This is a genomic window from Bacillus solitudinis (assembly GCF_002797395.1).
GTDB lineage: Bacteria > Bacillota > Bacilli > Bacillales > Bacillaceae_D > Halalkalibacter_A > Halalkalibacter_A solitudinis.
The window spans coordinates 1-25,633 of record NZ_KZ454943.1 but is presented as its reverse complement, the minus strand read 5'-3'; the positions used below and the strand labels follow the sequence as shown (position 1 = coordinate 25,633).

Below are 25,633 nucleotides of genomic sequence, written 5' to 3'. Positions count from 1 at the left end.
CGTATCGTTGCTAGAGATACATTTGAATGAAGTACGATGATTGAGTTTTATCTCGCTCTGGATGAGCCGAGACAAGAAGATAATGCAATTGAAATTGACTTTATTCCTTTCATTTATGACCAGAAAGCGAAAGAAGAAATAGGGAATTACTTAAAAATAGATTTTAAACCTACTCAAGGGTTAAAAATGATTAACTCAAATCAAACACTCGCCTATGGGTTAAGATTGAGGAAATAAGTTATTTTTTTATGAAAAATGCTCCGACTTGTTTGACGAGTGGCGAGACTTGATGAACAGTTTTCACCACTTGATCAACCGTTTGAACAGTTTTTCCAACATCAAATTTTCCGTCCTCTGATGTAAAGGCAGTTTTAAACATCGAGGGCTTTTTTACATTCGGCATTTGATAGCCCTGAGGATGGTTTGAAAAATGTTGTATTTGATGGTGCATTGGCATTCCCCACGGTTGTGGCGGCCTTTGCTGTGGAGAATAATTAGGTGGTATCGGTGGACGGGTAGATAATGGTCTTTGCTGTTGATGATACCAAGGTTGTGGTCCAAACATACTACATCCCTCCTGATAATTAGTCGATTTCTATATTTCGTCGGTTATTGGGAAGCTTTATTCTTAATAGGCCATTTCGATAAGTAGCTGTAACATCATTTTCTGAAACAGCAAAAGGAATGGGGATTATTCGTTCACGTACTTGAGAGGAAGCTTGTTTCTGAACAACATCAAGCTTTTCATCGTTTACCTGAACCTCCTCATGATGGTGAACACGAATCCGAACCGATTGTCGGTAAATATCTAATTGGATTTGATTTTTATCAATTCCTGGCAAATCAGCTTCGATAATAAATACATCTTTATTTTCAATTACTCGAGTTGGAATAGGAGAATTGAATAATGGGTATTCCTGTAACTGTTGATACGTTTGTTGAAAAAAATCATCAATTGACCTCAAAATGTCCTGATAGCCATTTGGGAGCTTGCGAGGTTTTGAGTGTTTTTCAGACAAGAAAATCCCTCCATTCTAACATAACATTTACTTTATTCTATATGTATGATAAAGAAATAAAAATGGTGAATAATCAAACCTGATTTTGTAGGAGGAATTTATATTAAGATTTCGATAATTGATACGCATTGTGATGCACTGTTAAAGCTGTGGGAAAATCCAAATCGTTCATTTCTAAACGATCTTGATATTGATGCAAATTTACAACGCCTCAAAGCAGGGGATGTGCAGGTCCAATTCTTTGCTATATTTGTAGAGCCGTATATACCTCAGGATCAGAAGTTTCAAGTGATACTAGAGCAAATTGACTTGTTTTATGAGGCGATGTTAAAGTTTCCGGACATGAAACATATAAAAAAATGGTCTGATTTAGCCAAATTGAATCATAATCAAGTAGGTGCAGTTTTAACTATTGAGGGCTTAGATGGAATAGGGAATGATTTAACAAAGCTAAGGGTTTTATATCAATTGGGTGTCTTATCTGTTGGAATCACGTGGAATCAAGCAAATTTATTTGCAGACGGTGTAGGGGAGTCTAGAGGTGCGGGCTTAAGTGAATTAGGCAAACAAGCGGTTTATTTGAACAATAGTCGTAATGTTCTAACAGATGTCTCTCATCTTCATGTGAAGGGATTTTGGGACGTTATTGAAATCGCAAACTATCCAATTGCTAGTCACTCAAACGCTTTTTCACTTTGTAATCATCCGAGGAATCTTTCAAATGAACAAATAAAGGCTTTAGTCGAAAAAAACGGGTATATTGGAATAGTCTTTCATCCTTTGTTTTTGACAGGGAAAGAAACAGCAACAATATCTGATATCATTGCGCATTTTGACTATATGTGTGGTTTGGGGGCAGAGAATCACTTAGGTTTTGGATCTGATTTTGATGGTATTTCAGTCTATGTGGACAATTTGCAACATTCAGGACAATTTCACAATCTTATAACTGAGTTAAAAAAGCACTTTTCAGAGGATATCGTTCAAGGATTTGCTGGTGGGAATTTTAAAAGATTAGTGCCACGTTAAAGTCATTTGACATGAAAAACTTTTAAAAATCAGCTATACTTATTAGTGAAGTGAGGTGAAATAGATTGAATATTACAGATCGTGCTAGAGACTTTATTATGGAAACGATGAAAGAACATGAAGTAAAAACAATTCGTGTTGTTTTTGCCGGTATGGGTTGAGGAGGTCCTAAGTTAGGGCTAGCTCTGGATGAGCCGGCAGAAACCGATAAGCGTGAAATAATCAATGACATCGAGGTTGCTTTTGAAGAGAATGTTGTTTCTCATGTAAATGATCTAACTCTTGATTTTCAAAAAAATGAAACAGGAGAAGGATTGGTCATGGTTGGTAGCGGCCAAGATTGCTGTTAATTAATCAAAAAAGGTATGTCACTTATCACAATAAGGACTGCCTTTTTGTATGGTTTTGTTTTTACAAAGTTTTTCAAGATTGATAATTACTTCAAGCTAGACACTTTATAAACAAGGGCTTTATGGTTGTATTTTTTTTCATAACATTACATAAAAATGAGGCTGAACATCCTCCAAAGGTATGCTTAACCTAAAACAAGGGATTTAAATATGTTACAATTATCTTAATGCAGAATTGAAAGGGGTAATTTTAAAAATGAAGAAAAAAATCGGACTAGGAATATTAATATTTGGGCTTTCGTTTGCACTTATGGCTTGTGGTGATGAACCTGAAGCTGTTGAGGATGAGACTGTTCCTGAGGAAGCGCCACTAACGGAGGAACTTCCGGAAGAAGATAGCGAAGCAAGCTTAGATACAGAGGATATTCCTGAAGTCGTTGCAACAATAAATGGACAAGATATTGAAAAAGAATTGTTTATTTCATTATTAGAGCGTGAAGCAAGCATGTACGCTGCTCAAGGAATGGATTTAGCTAGTGAAGATGGAGCAGAATTGCTAGATATGATAAAGCAAGGAGTGGTTGACCAGCTTGTCAATCGTGAAATTTTAGTCCAAGCTGCAGCTGATCAAGGAATTAAAGCATCTGAAGAGGAAATTGAGGCAGAGCTAAATTCACAGTTAGAGCAATATCAATTTGAATCTGTAGAACAACTTGAGGAAGCGTTAAAAGCAGAAAATCTTACATTAGAAGAATTTCGTGAGGATTTAGCTGTTCAAGTCAAAGTTGAAAAATATATGACTGAACATGTGGACGAGCCGGAAGTTACAGAAGAAGAACTTCGTTCAACTTATGATGAAATGGTCGCTTCAAATCCAGAAACGGATGAAGCGGAAATTCCAACTTTCGAAGAATATAAAGGTGAGTTGGAGACCCAACTTCAATCTCAAAAGCAACAAGAGCAAATGATGGCTCTTATTGAAGAGCTAAAAGCAAATAGTGAGATTACTATCCATATTTAATAAAAAAATAGGAAACCAAAGGGAGGAAGCATTTCTTTTGGTTTCTTTTTTTGTTTGTTTCATCATATATCTCGGTGAAAAGGTACTTCTTCACAGGAAAAAAGTGATAAATATAAAAGTTTTTATTGCTCATTCATTCATTATTCCTATAAACTATTACTAATCATTATTTCGTAATGAATCATTATTAGAATGAGAGAGCTTGAAAATGGAGGGTGTTTTATGAGCGATTCAAAAAGTAATATACTACTTGAAAGTGGAACAAATGAGTTAGAACTCGTGATGTTTTCAATTGGTCATAGTACGTTTGGTATAAATGTGTTGAAAGTGCGAGAGATTATTAATCCTTTGCCTATCACAGATACACCAAATGGTCATCCTAATGTGGAAGGGGTAATCCGTTTAAGACAGGAAGTAATACCTGTTGTTGATTTAGCAAAAGTACTTAATATGCCCCCTTCTGGACAGCCAGAAACGGATAAGTTTATTATCTCTGAACTGAATAAGATGAAGGTTGCATTTCATGTTCACAGCGTTTCCAGAATTCATCGGATTTCTTGGGAACAGATTGAAAAGCCTAGCGAACTTTCTCAAGGGATGCAAGCCCAAACCATTGGTATTGTAAAAATGGATGAAGGAATGGCGCTACTTCTAGATTTCGAAAAAATCGTTGTAGACATTAGTCCTGAATCAGGGCTTAGCATTGAAAAAGTTAAGGCAATGGGACCACGTCAGCGATCTTTGAAGCGGATTGTTATTGCGGAGGATTCAGCGATATTACGCAAATTATTACAGGATACCTTATCAGAAGCTGGCTATGATCAATTAACATTTTTTGAAAATGGTCGGTTGGCATGGAACTATTTAGAACAAATAAGTGAAAAAGATAAAGATGAAGTCGAGAAAACAGTCGATGTTATTATCACGGACATTGAGATGCCACAAATGGACGGCCACCATTTGACTCGGCGAATCAAGGAATCACCGGAGTTAAATCAAGTACCAGTAATAATTTTCTCTTCATTAATTACAGATGATTTGTTCCATAAAGGAGAAATTGTTGGTGCGGATGCCCAAATTAGTAAACCAGAAATTGTACAACTTGTTGAAATGCTTGATCAATTCATCCTTAGTAATGAATAAAAGAAGGTTGCCGGGTATGCATGCCCGGCTCTTTACTTTTTATCAGGAGTTGAGTAAAGTTCGTTTTTTTGTTTTTCAGTGATAATGCCAAGTTTACACAATAGCAAAGCATAATGTAGAGTCTTTTTCTTAATGGGCATGTAGTACATCTCCTTGTAGATTTATAATAATAAAATATTCACCTAAGGAAATAAAGTTGCGTAAAGGAAACAAAAAAAGGCTTGTCCTAGACAAAAACAAACAACATTTGGTATCATATGGAAAATGAGGTAAGAGGAGTGTAAACATTGAATATACAAGTGACAAAGCCAGCTTTAACTTGGTTTAGAGAACAATTTTCTTTAAACGGAGAGAATGAGTATATTAGATTTTTCGCTCGGTATGGTGGATGTGCATCGATACAAAACGGTTTTTCACTCGGTATTAATCAAGATACCCCTGCAACAATAGGAGCACTAGAAGAAGTTGACGGGATCAAATTCTTTGTAGAAGAAGAGGACTTATGGTTTTTTAAAGATTACAACCTGAAAGTAAAATATAGTCGTAAAACGGATGAAATTGAATTTATTTACGAAGAACCAACGGTGTAATAATTATGAGGGGTTGTGTCATAAGGGCGATTTTTTGGCCTTATGACACAACCCCTCTATTATCTTTATTTACAGTAGTGTACATACTTAATTATAGATAAGAACCCTTTAGGAATGCATAATCCATACAATTTCTTGTATTCGGACAAAAAAAGAGGCATTGCTGGCTTCAAGGAGGATATAGTCAGGCTTTACATCCGCAAGTGTACCCCGAACACTTCCTCTACTTGTTTCAACAACAACTTTTGAACCTTTAATTGTTTGTAATGTTTGAACAATAAATGGATCAACATTTGCGACCATCTTCGGTCGATTAGGTGAATTCTGTAATGATTGCTTGTTAGTTGAAGGATGAGTCATTTTTGTACCTCCTTGTATAAATACCAATCATATTTTATGCAAGCATCCTTAAAGAGTATGGGTAAATACCTAGAATTCGCTATATTTCATTTATTACACAAAGAGGAGTTTTTCGTTCTAGCTTGGCATCATTGTAAAAGCCTTTCTATATCACAAAGAATTTAAATCGGATTTTCGAAAGGCTTGAGTTACCGATTCCCAAATAGAGGATAAATTACTATGTTTAAATAATTTTTCTCTTTTATGAATTTTATATAGCAATAAGTAATTCTAGGAATGGTTGATAAGTGGGGCATACGGTGAGTTTTTGACCTTATGACATACAATCTAAGCAATGAGCGGAGTTACTACCTTATCTAATTAACTTATAACAATAATGTAAGCGCTCCCTAATTTTAGGTGCCTTTGACCAATTGTGAAAAATTATAAAAAAATATCTTAAATTCTATAACGAAAAACATTATTCTCTGATATAATAATATTAAATACAAAAAAGTCTGATTTTTTTCTTTTGGGGAGGGGAGTTAGATGAAAAAAATACTTAAACAATTAAAGTTGATTGCATTAGTGACAACTTTAACTTGTATCGTTTTAACATTATTTGTGATCATATCCGTACAAGCTTGGACTCATACAGAAGCTGGTAAGGTTCCTCCAAAAACAGCGGTGCTACTACACGCTGTTCACAATAATTTAGTGACAGCTAATATGAAACCACCTAGTTTTCTAGCAAAGTCAGGCAAGGCAACATATACTCGTGAAAACCTAACAATTCCTATTTCAGATGGTGGCGAGATACCACTCAGAATATACAAACCTATTGAAGGTGAATCATACCCGGTTATTATATATTATCATGGCGGCGCCTTCATGGAGGGTTATGGAAGTATTAATACTCATGACAATATCATTCGCTCCCTTGCAGGACGAACAAAAAGCATTGTAATTGCTGTTGGCTACAGAGTTGCGCCGAAGCATCCTTTTCCAGCTGCAATTGAGGATAGCTACGATGCACTTGTTTGGGCGAGAGACCACGCAAAGGAGCACGGTGGAGATCCAGAAAGGATAGCTGTAGTTGGGGATAGTGCTGGAGGAAATTTGGCTACTGTTGTTTCATTAATGTCTCGGGATAGAGGCGGTCCAAATATTACTGCTCAGGCATTGTTGTATCCGCTTACAACATTTTTAGATGTCGACTTTGCATCAAGAGAAGAATATGATAGTGGCTATTATTTACTTTCTCGAAATGTCATGCTACGTGCTCGTGAATTATATACACCCGATGAGTCAATGTGGGCTTTACCTTATACTTCACCTTTAGAAGCTACTCATTTATATAACTTACCACCAGCATTAGTCATTACAGCAGAATTTGATCCATTAAGAGATGAGGGTGAAGCTTATGCAAAACGTTTATCAGAACATAGAGTTCCTGTCCGTTCCATTCGCTATAATGGAGTAATGCATGGATTTGTCTCGTTTTATGAGGTAATGTATCGGGGAAATCATGGTTTATCACAAACGGCAAGCTTTTTGAATCAAGCTTTTAAACAAGACATTCCTTATGAGTCTTATCAACTTCATGTATTTGAAGGTGTAGAAGAGGGTAGGCAACAAATTCAAGAAGAAGCTGAAGCATATGCAATCGGAAGCTTTCTAATAGGTAAGAAGGCACTTACCTTTATTCCGTTTATTAAATAGAAGCCTAGCATAAATGAACTGCACCCCGAATTTTAGCCACAACTAAAATTTGAAGGTGCTTTTTTTCTGGCTTAATTTTCAAGTAAAGAGAAAATGAGTGCGGCAAAGCTTTATTTAGAAGGGGTGAAGGGTATATAAATCAAAAGGCATGAGTCCTGTATAGTACCGAACTCATGCCTACCAAGTCTAATGAAATAACCGTGTCTAACTTTTAGGGGTCACTTCAAATAAGCTGAATCCTATTTTTCTGCGTGTTTAATAAAGGTCTGTTCATTTTCGACTAAACCACAGGCTGCGCATTGAACTCTCAATTCAGGACCACGATAAGGGATGTGAAACGGATCCAGCGATTGGTTATCATATCGATTAAGAACATCACCTGTTTTCGAGTCTAACTTTACGGGTGTTACAACTTGTTCGATAAGGTTAAAACGTGAACGGTTCGTTTTACAATTTGGGCATAAATAGGCTGTCATATGAAAGCCCCCTCTTTAAATAGTGTATCCCAAAAGAGATGTGTCATTAAATTGAGCTAGCCATTCTAAAACAGTTCTTCTTACTTTAAAGGACAAGCTTTTCACTAATAGCAGGACCATGACTATTTTTAATGAAACATTATATCGATTTTCTTAAGCTCATTGTGGTTGAGTTTTTGCATTCTAACTTCGAGTATTCCTTTTTTGTAATTCGCGTGTACCCCTTCATCTGATACAAGTGCTGGTAGAGTCACCGAGCGATGAAAGGTTCCGATATAACGCTCTTGGCGGTGGTAACGCCCTTCGTCTGATAAAGAACGATTGATGGTCCCGCTAATTGAAAGAGTATTTTTACTTAAAATATGAATATGGACATCCTCATTGCTCTCAAGTCCAGGAACATCAAACGTTACGATTATATCGCTTTCTGTTTCACGAATATCAGCTCTTAGTGTCTGAGAGTCGAAAGAAGGTACTGGAAGGGGCTTTAAATTTAGATCGTTAAGTGACTCAAACATTGTCATAATGGGTCTCCTTTTCTAGTTTGTATTGTTAATGTTATCATGTCACATAAGGACTAAAAATATTCTTATTTTTTAAGAGAGAGTTTGGTGAACGTTGATGGAATGGCTAAAGACAGTACCTATTGCACATCGTGGCTTTCATACTGAAACCAGCCCTGAGAACTCAATGCCAGCTTTTTTGCGGGCGGTGGAAGAGGGATTTACCATTGAATTAGATGTTCGTTTGACGAAAGATCAACAAGTTGTCGTTTTTCACGATGCAAATCTAAAACGTATGACAGGTTTATCAAAGAACGTATCTGAGTGTAGCTATGAGGAGATTCAACACTTAAAGCTCTGTTATACAAAGGAAAGAATTCCGTTATTAGAAGAGGTGTTAGAACAAATAAATGGAAAAGTACCTCTACTTATCGAAATAAAAAATAAAAGAAGAGCAGGTGCTTTGGAAAGAAAAACAAACGAATTATTGCAGGCTTACTCTGGTAATTATGCAATACAGTCGTTTAACCCATTTACGCTAGGATGGTTCAAAAAAAATTCTCCAGGTGTTATACGTGGACTTCTAGTAGGAGATTTAACTAAAGAAAAGACATTTAGCATGAAGCAAAAACTTCTATGGAATAAATGGCTATTTTTAAAAATGAGTCAACCTCATTTTATTAATTATGATTTATACTCAGCAAACTATATCCCCAAATTCATTCGAGAAAATACAGCAATTATCCGTGTGTGTTGGACAGCCGTCTCAAAGCAAGAATATCAACAAGCTCTAGCAGAGTTTGATAATGTCATTTTCGAACGATTCCATCCACATCAATAAATGGTCATCAGAACTCGTGGACTTATTAGTTTTCGTAAAGGAAAAGTAACGCTCTAATAAGGAGAATGAAAATTTTGATTTGAGCGGTTAAACCTTTTTAACCTGGTAATGAGTTTTTAGAATGGAGTCCGGAAAACATGAATAAAATATGGTTTATTCTATTATTAGTCATCACAACAAGTTTAATGGGTTCTTCATTTGCTGTCGGTAAGATAGGGTTGAACTATATTTCACCTTTGCTTTTAGTTGGTTTACGATTCACGCTTGCAGGTCTGTTAATGATGGTCATAGTTATTTCGTTGAAACGGACCTTTCCGACAACATTAAGGGAGTGGTTGCAAATTATAACTGTTGGTGCATTTCAAACAACAGGTGTGATGGGACCTATCTTTTTAAGTTTACGGACAATAACGGCTGGCGAATCGTCTATTTTAACTTTCACCAATCCTTTGCTCGTGGTTATTTTTGGAACGATTTTTATGGGTATTAAATATCATTCTATTCAATGGTTAGGCGTATTGATAGGTTTTTTAGGCGTATTTATAACATTAGGTGCTAGTTTACATATTCAAGAAATAGGAACTTTTTTTGGAATATTAAGTGCTATCTCCTGGGCTATAGCAACATTATTGTTTAAAAAATGGGGTTCTTCTTTTGATATATGGGTTTTAACTGCTTATCAGATGTTGTTTGGAGGTATTTTATTATTAATAGGTAGTTTCTTATTTGAACAAGTCAAACTAGTTTTTACTCCATTCTCCATTTTTATTATTTTATGGTTAGCAATCATGGCTTCCATTATTCAATTTGCAATCTGGTTTTTCCTTTTACAGAAAGAAGACGCTGGAAAAGTAAGCGCCTATTTGTTTCTTGCTCCTTTATTTGGTGTTATCTTTGGTTGGGTATTACTGAATGAACAACTGAATTTTTCAACATTAGTAGGGGGTGTCTTAATATTAATTGGAATCTTCTTTGTGAATAGGAGACGAAACTTGGAATCAACTAAGGGGTAACGGTGGTTCCTTCGTTGACAGAAAGTCGTGATTTCCGCGGTGGTGGCCCTATGGTAATCATCATTCCAGAGATTAAATGTTGTGGCATGTTGAATATTATTCTCCTAAATTATATTAGCAACACATTGAAATTTATAAATTTTTTTAAAAAAACTAAAAAGCACCCCCCAAAAAAACAAAGTCGCTTCGTAAAGACTACTGTAAATATAATTTTGGAGGGATTTTTTTATGTCAAAAAGTAAAATGTTTTTCAGTAAAAATGTTCGTAATGTCTTAGCTCCTGGTGTGATTGTAACGGCTTTAGCCTTTACTTCGGTAACTGGACATGCTTATGCCAATAACCATGAGCTAGCAGCGGACTATCAAGTTGAGGAAACAACAGAGGGATCTTTAGAATATGAAACTTCTATAGATGAATTAGTAGTTGAAGATTCCATTGAATTAGGTAATGATGCCGATGTAGACGTGGTAGTAGATACTCCTTCGCTGCTTCCCGGTGATTTCTTGTATTTCACTAAAAAAATAATAGAGAACGTACAACTTGCTTTGACGTTTGAAGATGTAAAAACAGCAGAATTACTGATTGTGTTTACTCAAGAGCGTATCAAAGAGGCAGAAGCCCTAATTCTTGAGGGGAAAGATGATTTAGCTAACGAGGTTCTTCAAAAAGCTATCGAGCAACAGGAGTTAGCTTTAGTTAAGTATGAAAACTCTGAGGAAACAACAGAAGAGGAAGATGCAGATCTTGAAAACGTTGAAGATACGCAAGAAGAGGAAGATGCAGATCTTGAAAACGTTGAAGATACGCAAGAAGAGGAAGATGCAGATCTTGAAAACGTTGAAGATACGCAAGAAGAGGAAGATGCAGATTTTGAAAACGTTGAAGATACAGAAGAAGAGGGGCAACTAGATTTGATTCGCGAGGACCTTGAAGCAAAATTTTCTTCGAACATCCTTGCTCTACAAGCTGCTTTAGATAAAGTAGAAAATCCTCAAGCAAAAGAGTCTTTACAAAAAAACATTATAAAGGCGCAAGAAAAACTTGAAAAGAAAATCAATAAAAGGTTAGCCAAGCTACAAGAAACAGAAGTTAACGAAGAAGAGTTGGCATCTGATGAACTACAAGCAGATGAGTATACTGAAGAAACGGATGAACATAAGGAAGAATTAACCGAAAAAACCGAAGAAACTGAAGAAACTGAAGAAACTGAAGAACTTATAGAAGAAGAAGTTGAAGACGAGACGGTAAAAGCAGAAAAAGACGTTCGAATAAATGCAAGCAACAACAAAGATAAAGCTAAGAAAGAAAAAAGCGACAATAAAGGTAAAGTTGAAGAAAAGCAACATGAAAATGTTAAGAAGCCAAAAGAAGCAGTTAAGAAGGCTGAAGAAAATATAAAAGAAGTAAAGAAGGAAAAAGAGAGTAAGCAAAAAGACACAAAAAAGCAAAATAATGAGAATGGTAAAGGCAATTAAGTAAAAGAAATAGCGACTTCACCCATTGCTGAGGGTGTGCCATAAGGTCAAAAAATGACCTTATGGCACACCCTCTTTTTTTTCGGTCTGTTGAAGGAGAAGGGAGCACGTTTCGTTAAAATTTAGTGGCCTAAAAAGGTGACTGATTCGGGTGACTAATTCGATGGTAATAAAGCTTTTTTACTGCTATTTTCGCTAGATAAATGTTAAAAGAATATAAAACAGGACGAAAAGACCAAATTTGTAAATTTAATTGACAATGATTATCATTTTTAATAAGATGCATACGAAGGGAGTTTATTGATATTGATTATCAGTATCAATAAAATGAATTTCAAATCTAGCTACAGAATGTGAAATGAATTAGAGGAGATAGTTGCCTATCGGAAAATCCACTATTAATTGGTTTTTCATTAATTACACAAGTAGCAAAGCTATTTAATCATATCTAAATCAAGAAAGTGGGGATCCAAATGACGTATTACTCAAAAAATGAACAATATCTTGATTCCCAAGCAAAGCGCGAGTCCAATGCTCGTTCTTATCCGCGCCGTATCCCAATTGCAATCCGTGAAGCAAATGGGATTTATGTAACTGATGTGGAAGGTAAAGTGTTTATTGATTGCTTAGGTGGTGCTGGAACATTAGCATTAGGCCACAATCATCCTGTCATCATAGAAGCGATTAGGAAAGTTTTGGATGATAAGTTACCATTACATACTTTAGATTTAACAACACCTGTAAAAGAAGAATTTGTTGAGGAGTTATTTTGTAGTTTACCAGATGAGTTTGCTAAAAAAGCACGGATTCAGTTTTGTGGACCATCGGGATCTGATGCTGTAGAAGCTGCGCTTAAGTTAGTCAAAACGGCAACTGGGAAAAGAAGCATGCTGGCTTTTCAAGGTGGCTATCACGGGATGACTCATGGTTCACTGAGCTTGATGGGGAATTTGGGGCCGAAGAAACAAATCACTGGTCTAATGCCAGATGTCCATTTTTTGCCGTTTCCATATAATTTCCGCTGCCCGTTTGGGGTTGGTGGAAAAGAAGGATGCGAAATCGGTCAAACATACATTGAACAGCTTTTAGATGATCCTGAAAGTGGAATCGTCCCTCCTGCTGGAATGATTATGGAAATTGTTCAAGGAGAAGGTGGTGTCATTCCAGCACCGGATATGTGGGTACGGGAAATTAGAAGAATGACAAAGGAAAAAGGGATCCCCCTGATTATTGATGAAGTTCAAACAGGATTCGGACGGACAGGTAAGTTATTTGCCTTCGAGCATTCAGGAATTACCCCAGATGTTGTCGTCCTCTCAAAGGCAATTGGGGGATCGCTTCCTTTAGCAGTTGTGGTCTATAACGAAGATTTAGATACATGGAATCCTGGTGCACATGCGGGGACGTTTCGAGGTAATCAAATGGCCTTTGCAACTGGAACAGCAACGATTAAATACATAAAAGAAAATGATTTAGTCATACATGCTGAAGATATGGGTTCTCGTCTGGTTTCTCAGTTAAGGGGAATTCAAGCCGAAACGAATTGCATTGGTGAAGTTAGAGGCCGAGGACTTATGATTGGAGTTGAAATTGTTAATAAACAATATGTGGTAAACAGAGTAGGACAAAATGACCTAGCTCACCCGAAATTAGCGAGTCGCATCCAGCAAGAGTGTTTCAAACGGGGATTAATTATTGAGCTTGGTGGTCGTCATAATAGTGTTATTCGATTCTTGCCGCCTTTGATTATAACAGCTGATGAAATAGATACCGTTAGTACGATCTTTCTAGATGCAGTTAAGCAAGCGGAAGCGTCGATTAATAGTTGCTTAGTCCAGGAGGTGTAAGAGAATGACCTTGAATCAAGCAAGTCTACTAGAATTGGTCAAGCAAGAACCAGCAGAAATGAATAAACAAAAGTTTGAGCGTTACTTTGTTCATAGCAACGAGGAAAGCATCGACTATTATGCAAAAGCAATGAGGTGGGCACAAGAGGCTTTCGTTCATCAGTTTTCTAGTAACCAAAACCCGTACAGTGGCTTACCTCATGAAGAATTTACAGAACTTTTTAATGGAACATTTAAAGAAATATTACCTGAGGAAGAGTCGTCAGTTAAAATATTGCTTGAAAACATTGGCGAAATAGTTTTAAAGCATTCGATTGTTGTGTCGAACCCAACATGCCTTGCTCATCTTCATTGTCCGCCTTTAAGTGCGGCTCTTGCCGCAGAAGTGATGATAAGCGGAACGAATCAATCAATGGATTCATGGGATCAAAGTGCTTCCGCTACCATCCTTGAAGAAAAGATGGTTCATTGGTTAAGCGATCTCTTTTTTAAAAAGAAACGAGCAGATGGGGTGTTTACAAGTGGAGGGACACAATCTAATTTCATGGGATTACTTCTGGCCCGGGATCGCTATTTGAAAAGACAGTTTAACTGGGACGCCCAGAGGAATGGGTTACCGCTAGAGGCTAGTAAACTAAGAATCCTATGCTCAAAGGACGCACATTTCACCGTCCGCCAGTCTGCTTTTTTACTTGGTTTAGGAGAGCAGGCCGTCATGCCAGTGGAGACAGATAGCAATCACCGAATGTGCGTAGAAAGTTTAGATCGTTGCTTAAAGCAATTAAACGAACAGGGTTTACATCCATTTGCGTTAGTGGCAACAGCGGGGACAACAGACTTTGGCAGTATCGATCCACTTGTTGAGGTAGCGTCACGTGCTTCTCATAATCAAATGTGGTTCCACGTGGATGCTGCTTATGGAGGGGCACTTATTATCAGTGATCGTTATAAACATAAATTAACTGGAATTGATTTAGCTGATTCGATTTCAGTCGATTTTCACAAGCTATTTTATCAGCCGATTAGTTGTGGCGCTTTTCTTGTAAAGGACAGGTCGAACTTTGATTTTATCAAATTAAATGCAGATTATTTAAACCCCGAGGACGATGAAGAGACAGGCATTCCTAACCTAGTAACAAAGTCGATTCAAACAACGAGACGCTTTGATGCTTTAAAGCTTTTTGTCTCTTTCCAAGCTCTTGGAAGAAAAGTGTTTGCTGACATGATTGATTATACGATTAAGTTGGCTCAAGAAACCGCAATGATAATTGAAAAGGAACCTGAATTCGAGCTTATGAATCATCCTGAAATTAATGCGGTTGTTTTTCGATATAGACCTGAAGCAATAGAGAAAGCAAACAATACGGAATGGCTTAATAAGCTGAACGGATTAATTCGTACCAAGCTTCTGGAGCAAGGGCACACTGTGTTGGCACGAACCCGAGTTAACGAATCTGTTTACTTGAAATTAACATTACTAAATCCACGTACGACAGTAGAGGATATTCAATCTATACTAAGCCAAATTAAACATTTAGCTCAAACAGCTGGACGTTTATAGGAGAGGATGAACGAGATGAAGTCAAAACAAATTGCAGAACACGTGACGATACAAAGCTTCTTAAATTGCTATTTAAGAGAAACGGCAGATTATAAGCTAATGGAAAAGAATAATGCCCCCCATGTCTTGGTTAGTAGACTATCAGAACGTCAGGAAGTAAAACAAACAATCGAATGCGAGTTACCAAACCAAGGTATTCACTTGTATATTCCTCTTAGATATTGGTCAATTACTGGACGACATATTGTTTCATTTCCCCTTTTTTACTCTCTTTCACCAGACAGCAATCGACTGTTTGAACTTGATTATGTAACACTAACAAGTATGGTTATCAAGGAGCTGAATATGAAAGGCAGTGATACTGTTAATGGAACAGGTTATCAAGATGAGTTGATGATGCGAGTCATTTTAAGCTGCCAGAATATCGAACATTTTGTGCAAGCACGTGCTATAGAAAGTGATCGTTTGTATCAGTCTGATTTGAGCTTTATAGAAGCAGAGCAAGCATTGATATTTGGTCATTTATTGCATCCTACACCGAAAAGTCGTCAGGGGATATCTGAAAGTGATGCTCCTTTTTATTCTCCAGAGCTAAAAGGACAGTTTCAATTACATTATTTCCGTGTACATACGTCGATTGTCGAGCATGGGTCTGCCCTAGAAGATACAGCAATTAATCTTGTAAAAGAACAATTAAAGAAAGATCCCGATGTAACAAGTGAATTTAAGCTGAATTATTGTCAAGCAGATGAGTATGCACTTATTCCAGTTCACCCTTGGCAAGCTGACTTTCTCGTGCGGAAACCAGATGTAAAAGCATTGATGAGGCAAGGATTAATCGAGAATGTGGGAGAGATAGGGCGTACCTTTTATCCAACGTCTTCTGTTAGGACAGTCTACCATCCAGAAGAAAAGTATATGTTGAAATTTTCATTAAACGTGAAAATCACAAATTCTGTTCGTGTAAATAAGAGGATGGAGCTTGAAAGAGGAGTAGAGGTTAAAAACTTACTCAAAGGCAAGATTGGTGATGAGCTAAGAAGCAAACATCCTCATTTTCAAGTCATATGTGATCCAGCCTTCTTAACCGTTGCCATTAAGGGAAAAAAGGAATCTGGTTTTGAGGTAATTTTAAGAGAAAATCCATTCTTTTTAGACAGTGCTCTTAATGCGACTTCAGTGGCGGCACTATGTCAGGATTCGATTGATGGACATACGTCAAGACTAGCAGAAATAATTAAGCAATTAGCAGAAAAGGAAGGACGTTCAACGGAAGAAGTAAGCTTAGATTGGTTCAGCCGCTATTTAGAACGATCATTGAAGCCGATTATTTGGCTTTACTTAACCTATGGAATTGCGCTAGAGGCACATCAACAAAATAGTGTTATCCAGTTAAAAGAAGGGTATCCAGATCGTTTCTATTATCGAGATAATCAAGGATACTATTATTCCAAGTCTTATCATAATCGGCTTAATCAGCTCTTACCGGGTATTAGCGAAAAAAGTAACACCGTTTGTACCGATGCTATTGCAGATGAGCGTTTACGTTACTATTTTTACTATAATCATTTGCTCGGATTAGTTAACGCATTTGGTGTAAGCAACCTCATTGATGAAAGGAAGTTATTAGTAAAAATCAAGGAAGTGCTAGAACAGATTAAGATCCCAGCAGAAAACTCATCACAGCTTATTGATAGCTTACTAACATATGAAAAGTTGCCGTGCAAAGCAAACTTACTAACTCGTTTCCATGACATGGATGAGCTGACGGGATCACTTGAAACGCAATCGGTTTACGTAGACATCGATAACCCTTTAGCAAGGAAGGAGTTGGTTAAGAGTGAAGCTTATTGATGAAGAGACTGGTTATGAGATCTCATTTCGACAAGTCAAGCTAGAGGATGATTTGGAACGTTTACATTATTGGCATAATCAAGCCCATGTCATTCCTTTTTGGAAGCAAAACTTCCCTCTCCTTGACTATAAGGCACATTTGCAAAAGTTATTATGTGATCGTCATCAGACTTTGTATATTGGCCATGTTAACGGTGAACCGATGAGTTACTGGGAATGTTACTGGACCAAAGATGACATTATTGCAAATTACTATCAGCTTGAAGAGGAAGATCAAGGGATTCACCTCTTGTTTGGACCTAAAGAATTTTTAGGGAAAGGGTTAGCGTTACCTTTCTTGCGAGCGATGACTGCTTTCTTATTTCAGAGTGAGGGTACAAGTAAAATTGTCGCAGAGCCGGATGTACGTAATGAAAAGATGATTCACATTTTTAAAAAGTGTGGCTTTGAAGCGCAAAACGAAATCGAGCTTCCTGACAAACGAGGATTGCTGATGTTTTGTGAGCGTGCAACTTTTTTTAGGAGGTGGAAGGATGTCAACTTCACCGGGCAACAGCATGTATGACGTCATTGGCATTGGTATTGGTCCTTTTAATCTAGGCTTAGCAGCATTACTAGAAGAGAGCACGGAAGTAAAGGCACTTTTTTTTGAACAGAAACCTCATTTTGAATGGCACGGGGGGCTTCTTATTGAGGATACGACCCTTCAAGTCCCGTTTTTAGCAGACCTTGTTACAATGGCTAATCCAAAGAGCAGGTTCAGTTTTCTAAATTATTTACACGAGCATGAACGATTATATAAATTTTATTTTCTTGAACGATTTCACATTCCAAGAAGGGAGTACAACCATTATTGCAAGTGGGTCTCAGAACAAGTAACAAACTGCTGCTTTGGGAGGAAAGTGACAGCAATTCATTGGCAAACTGATTTAACTGAAGTAAATGAGTTTGAGGTGAATTTAGACAGCCAAAACGGTTACTTTAAAGTCGAAACAAAGAACATGGAAACAGAAGAGGTCGACTACTATTATACTCGTCATCTTGTCATTGGGATTGGAAGTGTCCCCTATATTCCGGGTAGCATGGCTGATCTTTCTAGAGAAGATATTTTCCATTCTGCTGAGTTTTTACAAAATCGAGAGCGTTTACGTCAGTCGGATTCAATTACGGTTGTAGGTTCAGGACAAAGTGCGGCTGAAGTCTTTCTTGAACTGTTAAAGGAACAGCATATTTATCACTATCAATTAGATTGGTTTACACGATCAAGAGGCTTCTTTCCAATGGAATACTCAAAGCTAGGATTGGAGCATTTTTCACCGGATTATACCGATTATTTTTATCGATTAACACAGGGAAAAAAGGACGAACAACTACCGAAACAGGACTTGCTATATAAAGGAATTAGTGCAGCGACGATTGCTGATATTTATGATGCCCTTTATGAATATTCCGTCGGTGGAGAGACACCCCCTGTTCGTTTGCTTGCTAAAACGGAAGTAGCAGATGTGAAGGAGATTAACTTAGGCACAAGCACGAAATATCAGTTGCTGTGCAAACAATGGGAGCAGGGGCAAACCTTTACACATGAAAGTGAGGTTGTCGTAGCAGCTACAGGCTATCAACATCCTATTCCGAAGTTTCTTTCCGGTCTGCACATGCTTATTGAGTGGGATGAAAAAGGGAGGTATATCGTAGAGGAAAATTATCAGCTTAAGCTCACGGACGATATTGCCAATAAAATTTTTATTCAAAATGGTGAAATGCATACACATGGAGTCGGGGCCCCAGACTTGGGACTGGGGGCTTATCGGAATTCTAGAATCATTAATCAACTAGCGAATCGGGAGGTATATCCTGTTTCAAAGCGTAATGTTTTTCAGCAATTTGGGGTTTCGTAAATGACTTCTTTCAAAGCGAGCCAGGCAGTGTTGTTTTTCTTGATTTTCTATTTAGTGTATACAGATGTGGCACTGTCGCCTTTTTATCCTCAGTTTTTCGAAAAGGTATTTGGAATCACTGATTTGGAATATACTGCGCTTTATATTTTCATCGCTCGTTTAACGGTTGTCATTGCAGTTCCGATTTGGGGGATACTTTCGAAATACTTTGAAGTTAGGCACTTGTTGTATGTAGGACAATGGATTTCAGCTGTAATGTTAGTTGGAATGGCAGGGGCACAAGATGTACAGCAATTTTTATGGTTTACTGTTTTACTTTTAATTGGAAAAAGCAGCTTTTTTCTCATTTATCCTTTGCTGATTGAGCTAAATGGAAAGGGGAAACGATCTCGGATCGTTGGAACGTACCATATGCTCTTTCACGGAGCGATCATCTTAGGGACATTATCAGGGGCATTGATTATCAAACTTGAAAATCCCTTGCTATTATTTTACGGGTTGGCTGCAACAGAGGTCGTCATTTGGCTTATTTGTTGCATCACATTTCGAAAGCTATCATCAAGGAAAAAAACGGTACCTAACAAACATTTGGTTCACTCAAGAGAAAAACAATTTCGTTTTTTAGTTACAATCGGTCTTGTCATTTTTGCCTTTCATACTGCAAACAATATGATTCGTCCTTATTTTGTAACGTATACAATCACTGATTTTCAACTGTCGTTAGTTGAGAGTAGTATCTTATTTATGATTCCGAGTTTGATGGCGATTATTGCTTATCCAACTATTCGGAAGATCTGTTCACCTGAGAAGTTATCCTTTGTTTTTGCGTTCGCTTTAGGTGTCTTAGCTATTAGTCTTATTTTACAAGGAATGACTAGTAGTTTACTTGTCTTATGTATTGGAAGGAGTATTTATGGTTTCTTTCTCGCAATTGCACAATCTGCACTCGAACTTTACTTATTTAATAAAAGTAGTAATCAGCTACACGTTAACTATACGATCGCATCATCGTTTCAAAATGCAGGTTTGCTAGTTGCACCATTACTCGCTTCAATGACAGTTAGTTCATATAACTTAGCAATGCCGTTCGTTTTTGGCGGAGTCATTTGTTTGCTTACATTGTTTGTAGCACGCCAAACGATTTTTAAAGATCGAATGCCGCAAGTTCAGAAAGTAGATGTTGCGTAAAGCAAATAAAATATAGGAGAGTGACTCATGCAAAATAGTATCCAAGTACAAGAAATATTAAAACCAGCAAATTGGGAGCAAGTCAGTTTGAACTTATTAGCGAAAATGATCTCAGAATTTATGTACGAAGAGATTATACAGCCTGATGTTATTGAGGATACAGAAAGTTGTACCGTTTATCAACTTGTCCTCAAGGAGAGCGAGCGAGGCCAAGAAGTCCGCTACCAATTTGAAGGAAAAAAACGTTTAATGGACAGCTATCGAATTAATCCAGAAACGATCCATTGCCTAAGAAATGGAGAATGGGAAAAAGGCAATAAACCGATTCAATTTATATTAGATATTCAGCAAACAGTCGGAATGAAGCCTTTGACAACAGCACATCTCATTAAAGAATATAATAACACCTTATTAGCAGATGCCCATATTTTACAGAGTAAGCAAAAGCAAAGTGTTGAAGAGTTAATCGATATGGATTATGGAGAATTAGAGGGAGAGATGGAGGGACATCCATGGATTACATATAATAAGGGACGAATTGGATTTGATTATCAAGATTATCTCTCTTATTCGCCAGAGCAAAAACAGCAAGTGAAGCTTTCATGGGTAGCTGTGCATAAGGATTATGCAACCTTTCATTCTGTTTCAACATTAGATTGTAAATCGTTAATTCAAGCAGAGTTAGGGAATGAGACATTCGAGTATTTCATGGAAATGTTAAAAGGAAAAGAACTAGAAACTTCTAATTATCTTTTTATGCCAATCCATGAATGGCAATGGAATAATATCATTATCCAGTATTTCCCCGAGGATATCGCTCAACAAAGAATTATTCCTCTTGGGGAGGGTGAAGATGATTATCTTCCGCAGCAGTCGATTCGTACGTTTGTTAATACAAGTGATAAAGGTAAACATCACGTTAAATTACCTATGAGTATTTTAAATACCCTAGTATACCGTGGCCTCCCTGGGGAACGAACCGTTGTCGCACCACTCATCACGGAATATATTCACAGCATCCGTGACCAGGATACTTTCTTACGAGATGAATGTCGTTTGATCTTGCCCGGAGAAGTGGCTAGTGTAAATTATGATCATCCATATTATTCAAAGCTTTTGGGAGCACCTTATCAGTGTCTTGAAATGTTAGGAAGTATTTGGCGTGAGTCGATTTACTCGTTTTTAGACGAAGGAGAACAACCGATCACATTAGCTTCCTTGCTTTATGTAGACAACACAGGAAAGCCATTTGTCTCTGCACTAATCGAAAAGTCGGGATTATCGGTTGACGAGTGGATTAAAAAGCTATTTAGCGTAACATTACCGCCATTATTGCATTATCTTTATAAATATGGAACGGTGTTTTCCCCGCATGGCCAAAATACCGTATTAGTGTTGGAGAATTATGTCCCAAGTCGTTTAGCGATGAAAGACTTTGTTGATGATGTAAATGTTAGTGAAGAACCTCTTCCTGAACTACAACATTTACCGGAGGAATTAAAGCCTATTCTTCGTAGTGAAGGGGCTGAGGGGTTATGTCAATTTATTTTCACGGGGCTTTTTGTCTGCCATTTCCGTTACTTAACAGGTATCTTAGAGACCTATAATCATTATGAAGAGGAAAGATTTTGGCGCTTACTAAGAGAAACGATTATCGCTTATCAAAGCCGTTTTCCGGAACTTACGGAAAGGTTCCATCTGTTTGATTTGCTGAAACCATCTTATACGAAGCTATGTTTAAACCGTAACAGAATGATTGATTATGGCTACGAGGATGATGACGATCGCCCTCATGCATCTGAGTTTGGAAAAGTACAGAATCCGTTGCATCTTGTCTCTATTAAAGAAAAAGTGAAATCATAACCGGAAACTTAAAGCAGATAACAGCAGCGTGACGCGAAGCCTGACTTATATGAAATATTTAAGGGGTTGTGTCATAAGGGAGGTTTTCACCTTATGACACAACCCCTTATTGTTGATATCGCTAAAATTTTGATGAGGATGAAAAGCACATGCGACCTCATTAAGTGATTGAAACGACTGTTACCAATTCATCAAAATAATTCTACCTTATATTGCCCAGTTCCCATTGCGGAAGACAGGCTCTCTACGCCCGTCAGCATGAATACCATCGATGTTCATGTCGGCCGCTCCAATCATAAAGTCAACATGAGTCATGCTAGTGTTTAGACCGTTTTTCTCGAGATCTTCTTTATTCATATCTTTTCCGCCTTCAATACAAAAAGCGTACGCACTACCAATGGCAAGGTGATTTGAAGCATTTTCATCAAATAAGGTATTATAGAAAATTATATTTGTATCCGAAATAGGTGACTGATGAGGAACTAAGGCAACCTCTCCAATGAATCGAGACCCTTCGTCGGTATCAAGTAGGCGTTTTAACGTTTCATATCCTTCTTCAGCTTTAAAGTCGACGACCTTCCCATCTTTAAAACGGAGCGAGAAATTATTTATCATTGTTCCACCATAATTCAAAGGCTTCGTGCTAGAAACAGTTCCATTTACTCCTGTCTTTTTGGCGGATGTGAACACTTCTTCTGTTGGCATATTGGCTACAAATTGGGTTCCGTCTTTGTTTGTACTCCCGCCGCTAACCCAGAGATGTGTCTCGGGTAATTCAATAATTAAATCCGTACCCTCAGCTAAATAATGAAGTTCTTTAAAATGTCGATCGTTGAGAATATTCATTTTTTCATCTAACAAGGCTAAGTGGTTTTTCCAAGCAGCTACAGGGTCAGCTTGATTGATTCTCACCGCAGAGAATATGGCCTCCCAAAGCTTTGCAATCGCGGTTTCTGCTTCTTCATCCGGAAAAACTTTCTTTGCCCAACCAGCTGAAGGAGCTGCCACGATAGACCAACTGACTTTATCAGATGTTATGTATGACCGAAAGCCTTCCATTGCTTTTCCACTCGCTTTATTGGCATTAGAGACATTTTCGGGATCGGCCCCTTTTAGTAAGTCTGGGTCACTTCCTGTGATACTTAAAAAGGCAGCCCCTTTCTCAGCAAGTTCTTCATACCCTTTCGTTACCCAAGTTGGAAATTCATGGAATGCTTCTTCAGGGGCATGGTCAAATTTAATTTTTGTAACCTCTTCATCACTCCAATCCACATGAACAATTTTAGCTCCTGCTTGATACGCTTTTTTAGCGGAAAGTCGAGCGAGGTCCGCCGCAAATAAAGGTGCACGAATGATTAGAGTTTGTCCAGGCTGAATATTAATCCCAACCTTAACGGCGAGTTCAGCGTACTTTTCGAGTTTTTCATGAAATGTTGTCATAATACCCCTCAATTCTATGTAGTTAATTATCGCGAGTTCTTCATTAGTTTACCAATTCTCCTCTTAAGTGAAAAGAATAGCGACCTCTCCATTAAATATGATATGATAAAAAACGAAAGATCATGTAGAAAAGATCTAGAGGTTCGCAAACTCCCTCTATAAAAAACTAAGATATTACTGTACGTCTTTGTACGGTTTTTTAGTGCGTTTTTTAAATAAGAGATTAGGTTTCGAATGCTTGTTCTTCTACGTAAGAAGGGAGAAATAAGTAAATGAAAGACGAAAAAGCAGTTGTTGTATTTAGTGGTGGGCAAGACAGCACCACCTGCCTGTTTTGGGCACTTCATCATTTTAAAGAGGTAGCAACCGTTACATTTAATTACGGACAACGTCACAGTCAAGAAATTGAATGTGCTAAAGAGATTGCAAGTGAGTTAGGTGTCTCCTTTCATGTGTTAGATATGGGATTAATTAACCAATTATCGGCAAATGCTCTAACTAGAGATGAAATTGAAGTGAAAGAAGGAGAAGATGGGGAGCTCCCGTCAACATTTGTACCAGGACGCAACCATTTATTCCTATCGTTTGCAGCGATTTATGCCAAGGCACAAGGTGCACGTCATTTAATAACGGGCGTGTGTGAAACAGATTTTAGTGGTTATCCTGATTGTCGAGATATCTTCATAAAGTCGTTAAATGTAACATTGAACCTTGCCATGGATGAACAATTTGTTATTCACACTCCACTTATGTGGTTAAATAAAGAAGAGACATGGGAAATGGCTGACGAATTTAACGCCCTAGCGTTTATCCGTGAAAAAACGTTAACATGCTATCACGGAATTCGCGGTGAAGGTTGTGGGGAATGCCCTTCCTGTAAATTACGCCAAAGAGGGCTTGATGCCTACTTGGTTAAAAAGGCAGGTGATAAAAATTGATTCAACAATTTTACCCGCAAGTTCCTCATTCTTATCGATTTGAATTAAATAAAGATATGCATCTGGCAGCCGCTCATTTTATACCAGATGAACGTGCCGGACAGTGTAAAGATATGCATGGTCATACGTACTTTATTAACATTACAATCGCAGGTGATGATCTAGATGATACAGGCTTTCTTGTTAATTTTAAAAGACTTAAGGACTTGATTCATAAACGTTATGATCATACACTTCTTAATGATCATCCAGAATACGAACAACTTTTTCCGACAACTGAAATTGTGGCAGAGCAAATTTGGAAAAGCGTGCAAACCGATCTCAAATCGCAGCCTAACAAACCGACATGTCTTCAGGTTATTGTTCGCGAAACCCCGACAAGTTATGTTGTCTATCGTCCTAAACAGGAGGATTTTTCATGAGGAAAATACCTGTAATGGAAGTATTCGGACCGACGATTCAGGGTGAAGGTATGGTCATCGGGAAAAAGACAATGTTTGTAAGAACAGCTGGTTGCGATTTTCGCTGTTCTTGGTGTGATTCAAGTTTCACATGGGATGGAACAGGAAAAAGTAAATTAATGACAGCCGAACAAATTTGGGATTCTCTCTACGAACAAGGGGCGGATGCCTTTTCACATGTAACGATATCTGGGGGGAATCCGGCTCTTCATGAAGGGCTTGCTGAATTAATTGAGCTTCTAAAGAAGAAGCAGGTAGAGGTGGCAGTCGAAACCCAAGGTACGTTATGGCAAGAGTGGTTTAAAGATGTTGACGACGTTACCATTTCTCCAAAGCCTCCAAGTTCAGGAATGGAAACTGATTTTAATCTGCTCGATCTGTTTATCGACCGTTTAAGTAAGCAACAATTAAGTTTGAAAATCGTTGTTTTTAATGAAACAGATTTCACATATGCAGAATCAATTCGTACACGTTACCCAAATCATTCGTTTTATTTGCAGGTTGGAAATGAGGATGTAAAAACAGAGGAGAATCAGTCGTTAGTATCTGTTTTACTGAAGAAATATGAATGGTTAATTGAGAAAGCGACGCATTCGACTATAATGAATGATGCGCGAGTTTTGCCGCAATTGCATACTCTTTTATGGGGAAATAAGCGTGGAGTATAGAAGGGGGGGTTAATTGATGAGTGGTCGTACAGATGAAGAATTAGAAGGTGTTTCCTTACTAGGAAATCAAAGAACTTCCTATACTTTTGCATATAATCCAGAAGTACTGGAAGCATTTGATAACAAGCACACGAGAGATTATTTTGTGAAATTTAATTTTCCGGAATTTACATCTCTCTGTCCAAAAACGGGTCAACCTGATTTTGCAACAATTTATATAAGTTATATACCTGATATAAAAATGGTTGAAAGTAAATCGTTAAAGCTGTATTTATTTAGCTTTCGAAACCACGGAGATTTCCATGAAGATTGTATCAATATTATCATGAATGATTTAATCAACCTTATGGACCCTCGTTATATTGAGGTGTGGGGGAAGTTTACGCCACGCGG

General features: G+C 37.6%; 27 protein-coding genes and 1 riboswitch. Of the genes, 21 read left to right on the top strand and 6 right to left on the bottom strand.

Annotation, left to right across the window (positions count from 1 at the left end):
• Positions 1–36: 36 nt before the first annotated feature.
• On the top strand, positions 37–237 hold the full coding sequence (locus CEF19_RS00140; RefSeq protein WP_100404207.1) for a hypothetical protein: 201 nt from the start codon (positions 37–39) through the stop codon (positions 235–237).
• Position 238: 1 nt separating this feature from the next.
• On the opposite strand, the gene CEF19_RS00135 is transcribed toward CEF19_RS00140, so the two are convergent.
• On the bottom strand, positions 239–565 hold the full coding sequence (locus CEF19_RS00135) for a YppG family protein (RefSeq protein ID WP_100404206.1): 327 nt from the start codon (positions 563–565) through the stop codon (positions 239–241).
• 19 nt (positions 566–584) lie between these two features.
• Positions 585–1,019: an Hsp20/alpha crystallin family protein gene (locus CEF19_RS00130; RefSeq protein WP_100404205.1), complete on the bottom strand. Its 435-nt coding sequence runs from the start codon at positions 1,017–1,019 to the stop codon at positions 585–587.
• Between the two features lie 69 nt (positions 1,020–1,088).
• Here CEF19_RS00130 and CEF19_RS00125 point away from each other — a divergent pair, with 69 nt between their 5' ends.
• From CEF19_RS00125 to CEF19_RS00105, 5 genes are all read left to right on the top strand, one after another.
• Positions 1,089–2,048: a dipeptidase gene (locus CEF19_RS00125; RefSeq protein ID WP_319830089.1), complete on the top strand. Its 960-nt coding sequence runs from the start codon at positions 1,089–1,091 to the stop codon at positions 2,046–2,048.
• A gap of 65 nt (positions 2,049–2,113) precedes the next feature.
• The gene (locus CEF19_RS24405) at positions 2,114–2,398 is read left to right on the top strand and encodes an iron-sulfur cluster assembly accessory protein (RefSeq protein ID WP_100404203.1); all 285 of its coding nucleotides are present in this window, start codon (positions 2,114–2,116) and stop codon (positions 2,396–2,398) included.
• 256 nt (positions 2,399–2,654) lie between these two features.
• Positions 2,655–3,419: a SurA N-terminal domain-containing protein gene (locus tag CEF19_RS00115; RefSeq protein WP_100404202.1), complete on the top strand. Its 765-nt coding sequence runs from the start codon at positions 2,655–2,657 to the stop codon at positions 3,417–3,419.
• A 222-nt stretch (positions 3,420–3,641) separates the two neighbouring features.
• On the top strand, positions 3,642–4,562 hold the full coding sequence (locus tag CEF19_RS00110) for a chemotaxis protein (protein ID WP_100404201.1): 921 nt from the start codon (positions 3,642–3,644) through the stop codon (positions 4,560–4,562).
• A 287-nt stretch (positions 4,563–4,849) separates the two neighbouring features.
• Positions 4,850–5,152 (top strand): HesB/YadR/YfhF family protein, encoded by a 303-nt coding sequence (locus CEF19_RS00105; protein ID WP_100404200.1) that lies wholly within the window; start codon positions 4,850–4,852, stop codon positions 5,150–5,152.
• A 108-nt stretch (positions 5,153–5,260) separates the two neighbouring features.
• Here CEF19_RS00105 and CEF19_RS00100 read toward each other — a convergent pair whose 3' ends face one another.
• On the bottom strand, positions 5,261–5,512 hold the full coding sequence (locus CEF19_RS00100) for a YuzF family protein (RefSeq protein ID WP_100404199.1): 252 nt from the start codon (positions 5,510–5,512) through the stop codon (positions 5,261–5,263).
• A 528-nt stretch (positions 5,513–6,040) separates the two neighbouring features.
• Here CEF19_RS00100 and CEF19_RS00095 point away from each other — a divergent pair.
• On the top strand, positions 6,041–7,213 hold the full coding sequence (locus CEF19_RS00095; protein WP_100404198.1) for an alpha/beta hydrolase: 1,173 nt from the start codon (positions 6,041–6,043) through the stop codon (positions 7,211–7,213).
• 239 nt (positions 7,214–7,452) lie between these two features.
• Here the strand turns inward: CEF19_RS00095 and CEF19_RS00090 are convergent, their stop codons facing one another.
• Positions 7,453–7,689: a DNA alkylation repair protein gene (locus CEF19_RS00090; protein ID WP_100404197.1), complete on the bottom strand. Its 237-nt coding sequence runs from the start codon at positions 7,687–7,689 to the stop codon at positions 7,453–7,455.
• A 128-nt stretch (positions 7,690–7,817) separates the two neighbouring features.
• Positions 7,818–8,213, bottom strand: coding sequence for an Hsp20/alpha crystallin family protein (locus CEF19_RS00085; protein ID WP_100404196.1), 396 nt, complete (start codon positions 8,211–8,213; stop codon positions 7,818–7,820).
• A gap of 97 nt (positions 8,214–8,310) precedes the next feature.
• Between CEF19_RS00085 and CEF19_RS00080 the strand changes: the two genes are divergently transcribed.
• The 10 genes from CEF19_RS00080 (at position 8,311) to CEF19_RS00030 (ending at position 21,733) form a co-directional block, all read left to right on the top strand.
• On the top strand, positions 8,311–9,033 hold the full coding sequence (locus tag CEF19_RS00080; RefSeq protein ID WP_100404195.1) for a glycerophosphodiester phosphodiesterase family protein: 723 nt from the start codon (positions 8,311–8,313) through the stop codon (positions 9,031–9,033).
• 137 nt (positions 9,034–9,170) lie between these two features.
• Positions 9,171–10,046 (top strand): DMT family transporter, encoded by an 876-nt coding sequence (locus tag CEF19_RS00075; RefSeq protein ID WP_100404194.1) that lies wholly within the window; start codon positions 9,171–9,173, stop codon positions 10,044–10,046.
• Between the two features lie 228 nt (positions 10,047–10,274).
• Complete coding sequence (locus CEF19_RS00065; protein WP_100404192.1) at positions 10,275–11,522, top strand: DUF5667 domain-containing protein; 1,248 nt, start codon at positions 10,275–10,277, stop codon at positions 11,520–11,522.
• A 473-nt stretch (positions 11,523–11,995) separates the two neighbouring features.
• The gene (locus CEF19_RS00060; RefSeq protein WP_100404191.1) at positions 11,996–13,369 is read left to right on the top strand and encodes an aspartate aminotransferase family protein; all 1,374 of its coding nucleotides are present in this window, start codon (positions 11,996–11,998) and stop codon (positions 13,367–13,369) included.
• Positions 13,370–13,373: 4 nt separating this feature from the next.
• A complete protein-coding gene (locus CEF19_RS00055) occupies positions 13,374–14,930 on the top strand; it encodes a pyridoxal phosphate-dependent decarboxylase family protein (RefSeq protein WP_100404190.1) in 1,557 nt (518 codons plus the stop codon).
• 15 nt (positions 14,931–14,945) lie between these two features.
• Positions 14,946–16,784, top strand: coding sequence for an IucA/IucC family protein (locus CEF19_RS00050; protein ID WP_100404189.1), 1,839 nt, complete (start codon positions 14,946–14,948; stop codon positions 16,782–16,784).
• Positions 16,771–17,349 (top strand): GNAT family N-acetyltransferase, encoded by a 579-nt coding sequence (locus CEF19_RS00045; protein WP_100404188.1) that lies wholly within the window; start codon positions 16,771–16,773, stop codon positions 17,347–17,349. Before CEF19_RS00050 ends, CEF19_RS00045 begins: the two co-directional genes overlap by 14 nt.
• Positions 17,318–18,682: a lysine N(6)-hydroxylase/L-ornithine N(5)-oxygenase family protein gene (locus CEF19_RS00040; protein ID WP_227521881.1), complete on the top strand. Its 1,365-nt coding sequence runs from the start codon at positions 17,318–17,320 to the stop codon at positions 18,680–18,682. Before CEF19_RS00045 ends, CEF19_RS00040 begins: the two co-directional genes overlap by 32 nt.
• Complete coding sequence (locus CEF19_RS00035; protein ID WP_100404186.1) at positions 18,683–19,870, top strand: MFS transporter; 1,188 nt, start codon at positions 18,683–18,685, stop codon at positions 19,868–19,870.
• A 27-nt stretch (positions 19,871–19,897) separates the two neighbouring features.
• The gene (locus CEF19_RS00030) at positions 19,898–21,733 is read left to right on the top strand and encodes an IucA/IucC family protein (protein WP_100404185.1); all 1,836 of its coding nucleotides are present in this window, start codon (positions 19,898–19,900) and stop codon (positions 21,731–21,733) included.
• A gap of 207 nt (positions 21,734–21,940) precedes the next feature.
• Here the strand turns inward: CEF19_RS00030 and CEF19_RS00025 are convergent, their stop codons facing one another.
• On the bottom strand, positions 21,941–23,173 hold the full coding sequence (locus tag CEF19_RS00025) for an aminopeptidase (protein WP_100404184.1): 1,233 nt from the start codon (positions 23,171–23,173) through the stop codon (positions 21,941–21,943).
• Between the two features lie 132 nt (positions 23,174–23,305).
• Positions 23,306–23,349, top strand: a riboswitch (PreQ1 riboswitch).
• A gap of 96 nt (positions 23,350–23,445) precedes the next feature.
• Between CEF19_RS00025 and queC the strand changes: the two genes are divergently transcribed.
• The 4 genes from queC to queF all read left to right on the top strand — a co-directional run.
• On the top strand, positions 23,446–24,111 hold the full coding sequence (gene queC, locus CEF19_RS00020) for a 7-cyano-7-deazaguanine synthase QueC (protein WP_100404183.1): 666 nt from the start codon (positions 23,446–23,448) through the stop codon (positions 24,109–24,111).
• Positions 24,108–24,533, top strand: coding sequence for a 6-carboxytetrahydropterin synthase QueD (queD, locus tag CEF19_RS00015; RefSeq protein WP_100404182.1), 426 nt, complete (start codon positions 24,108–24,110; stop codon positions 24,531–24,533). The genes queC and queD overlap by 4 nt, the downstream gene beginning before the upstream one ends.
• Entirely contained in the window at positions 24,530–25,240 is a 711-nt protein-coding gene (gene queE, locus CEF19_RS00010; protein WP_100404181.1) for a 7-carboxy-7-deazaguanine synthase QueE, read from the top strand. The genes queD and queE overlap by 4 nt, the downstream gene beginning before the upstream one ends.
• A gap of 16 nt (positions 25,241–25,256) precedes the next feature.
• Positions 25,257–25,633: preQ(1) synthase (gene queF / locus CEF19_RS00005; RefSeq protein WP_100404180.1), on the top strand; the 377-nt coding region annotated here is incomplete at its 3' end.

What these genes read in the sequence shown, in the direction of transcription:
- queE (WP_100404181.1), top strand. Translation starts at nt 24,530, where the DNA reads ATGAGGAAAATACCTGTAATGGAAGTATTCGGACCGACGATTCAGGGT.
- CEF19_RS00090 (WP_100404197.1), bottom strand. Translation starts at nt 7,689, where the DNA reads ATGACAGCCTATTTATGCCCAAATTGTAAAACGAACCGTTCACGTTTT.
- queC (WP_100404183.1), top strand. Translation starts at nt 23,446, where the DNA reads ATGAAAGACGAAAAAGCAGTTGTTGTATTTAGTGGTGGGCAAGACAGC.
- CEF19_RS00065 (WP_100404192.1), top strand. Translation starts at nt 10,275, where the DNA reads ATGTCAAAAAGTAAAATGTTTTTCAGTAAAAATGTTCGTAATGTCTTA.
- CEF19_RS00110 (WP_100404201.1), top strand. Translation starts at nt 3,642, where the DNA reads ATGAGCGATTCAAAAAGTAATATACTACTTGAAAGTGGAACAAATGAG.
- CEF19_RS00040 (WP_227521881.1), top strand. Translation starts at nt 17,318, where the DNA reads ATGTCAACTTCACCGGGCAACAGCATGTATGACGTCATTGGCATTGGT.
- CEF19_RS00140 (WP_100404207.1), top strand. Translation starts at nt 37, where the DNA reads ATGATTGAGTTTTATCTCGCTCTGGATGAGCCGAGACAAGAAGATAAT.
- CEF19_RS00035 (WP_100404186.1), top strand. Translation starts at nt 18,683, where the DNA reads ATGACTTCTTTCAAAGCGAGCCAGGCAGTGTTGTTTTTCTTGATTTTC.
- CEF19_RS00085 (WP_100404196.1), bottom strand. Translation starts at nt 8,213, where the DNA reads ATGACAATGTTTGAGTCACTTAACGATCTAAATTTAAAGCCCCTTCCA.
- CEF19_RS00060 (WP_100404191.1), top strand. Translation starts at nt 11,996, where the DNA reads ATGACGTATTACTCAAAAAATGAACAATATCTTGATTCCCAAGCAAAG.
- CEF19_RS00025 (WP_100404184.1), bottom strand. Translation starts at nt 23,173, where the DNA reads ATGACAACATTTCATGAAAAACTCGAAAAGTACGCTGAACTCGCCGTT.
- CEF19_RS00075 (WP_100404194.1), top strand. Translation starts at nt 9,171, where the DNA reads ATGAATAAAATATGGTTTATTCTATTATTAGTCATCACAACAAGTTTA.
- CEF19_RS00030 (WP_100404185.1), top strand. Translation starts at nt 19,898, where the DNA reads ATGCAAAATAGTATCCAAGTACAAGAAATATTAAAACCAGCAAATTGG.
- CEF19_RS00095 (WP_100404198.1), top strand. Translation starts at nt 6,041, where the DNA reads ATGAAAAAAATACTTAAACAATTAAAGTTGATTGCATTAGTGACAACT.
- CEF19_RS00115 (WP_100404202.1), top strand. Translation starts at nt 2,655, where the DNA reads ATGAAGAAAAAAATCGGACTAGGAATATTAATATTTGGGCTTTCGTTT.
- CEF19_RS00100 (WP_100404199.1), bottom strand. Translation starts at nt 5,512, where the DNA reads ATGACTCATCCTTCAACTAACAAGCAATCATTACAGAATTCACCTAAT.
- CEF19_RS00080 (WP_100404195.1), top strand. Translation starts at nt 8,311, where the DNA reads ATGGAATGGCTAAAGACAGTACCTATTGCACATCGTGGCTTTCATACT.
- CEF19_RS00055 (WP_100404190.1), top strand. Translation starts at nt 13,374, where the DNA reads ATGACCTTGAATCAAGCAAGTCTACTAGAATTGGTCAAGCAAGAACCA.
- CEF19_RS00050 (WP_100404189.1), top strand. Translation starts at nt 14,946, where the DNA reads ATGAAGTCAAAACAAATTGCAGAACACGTGACGATACAAAGCTTCTTA.
- CEF19_RS00135 (WP_100404206.1), bottom strand. Translation starts at nt 565, where the DNA reads ATGTTTGGACCACAACCTTGGTATCATCAACAGCAAAGACCATTATCT.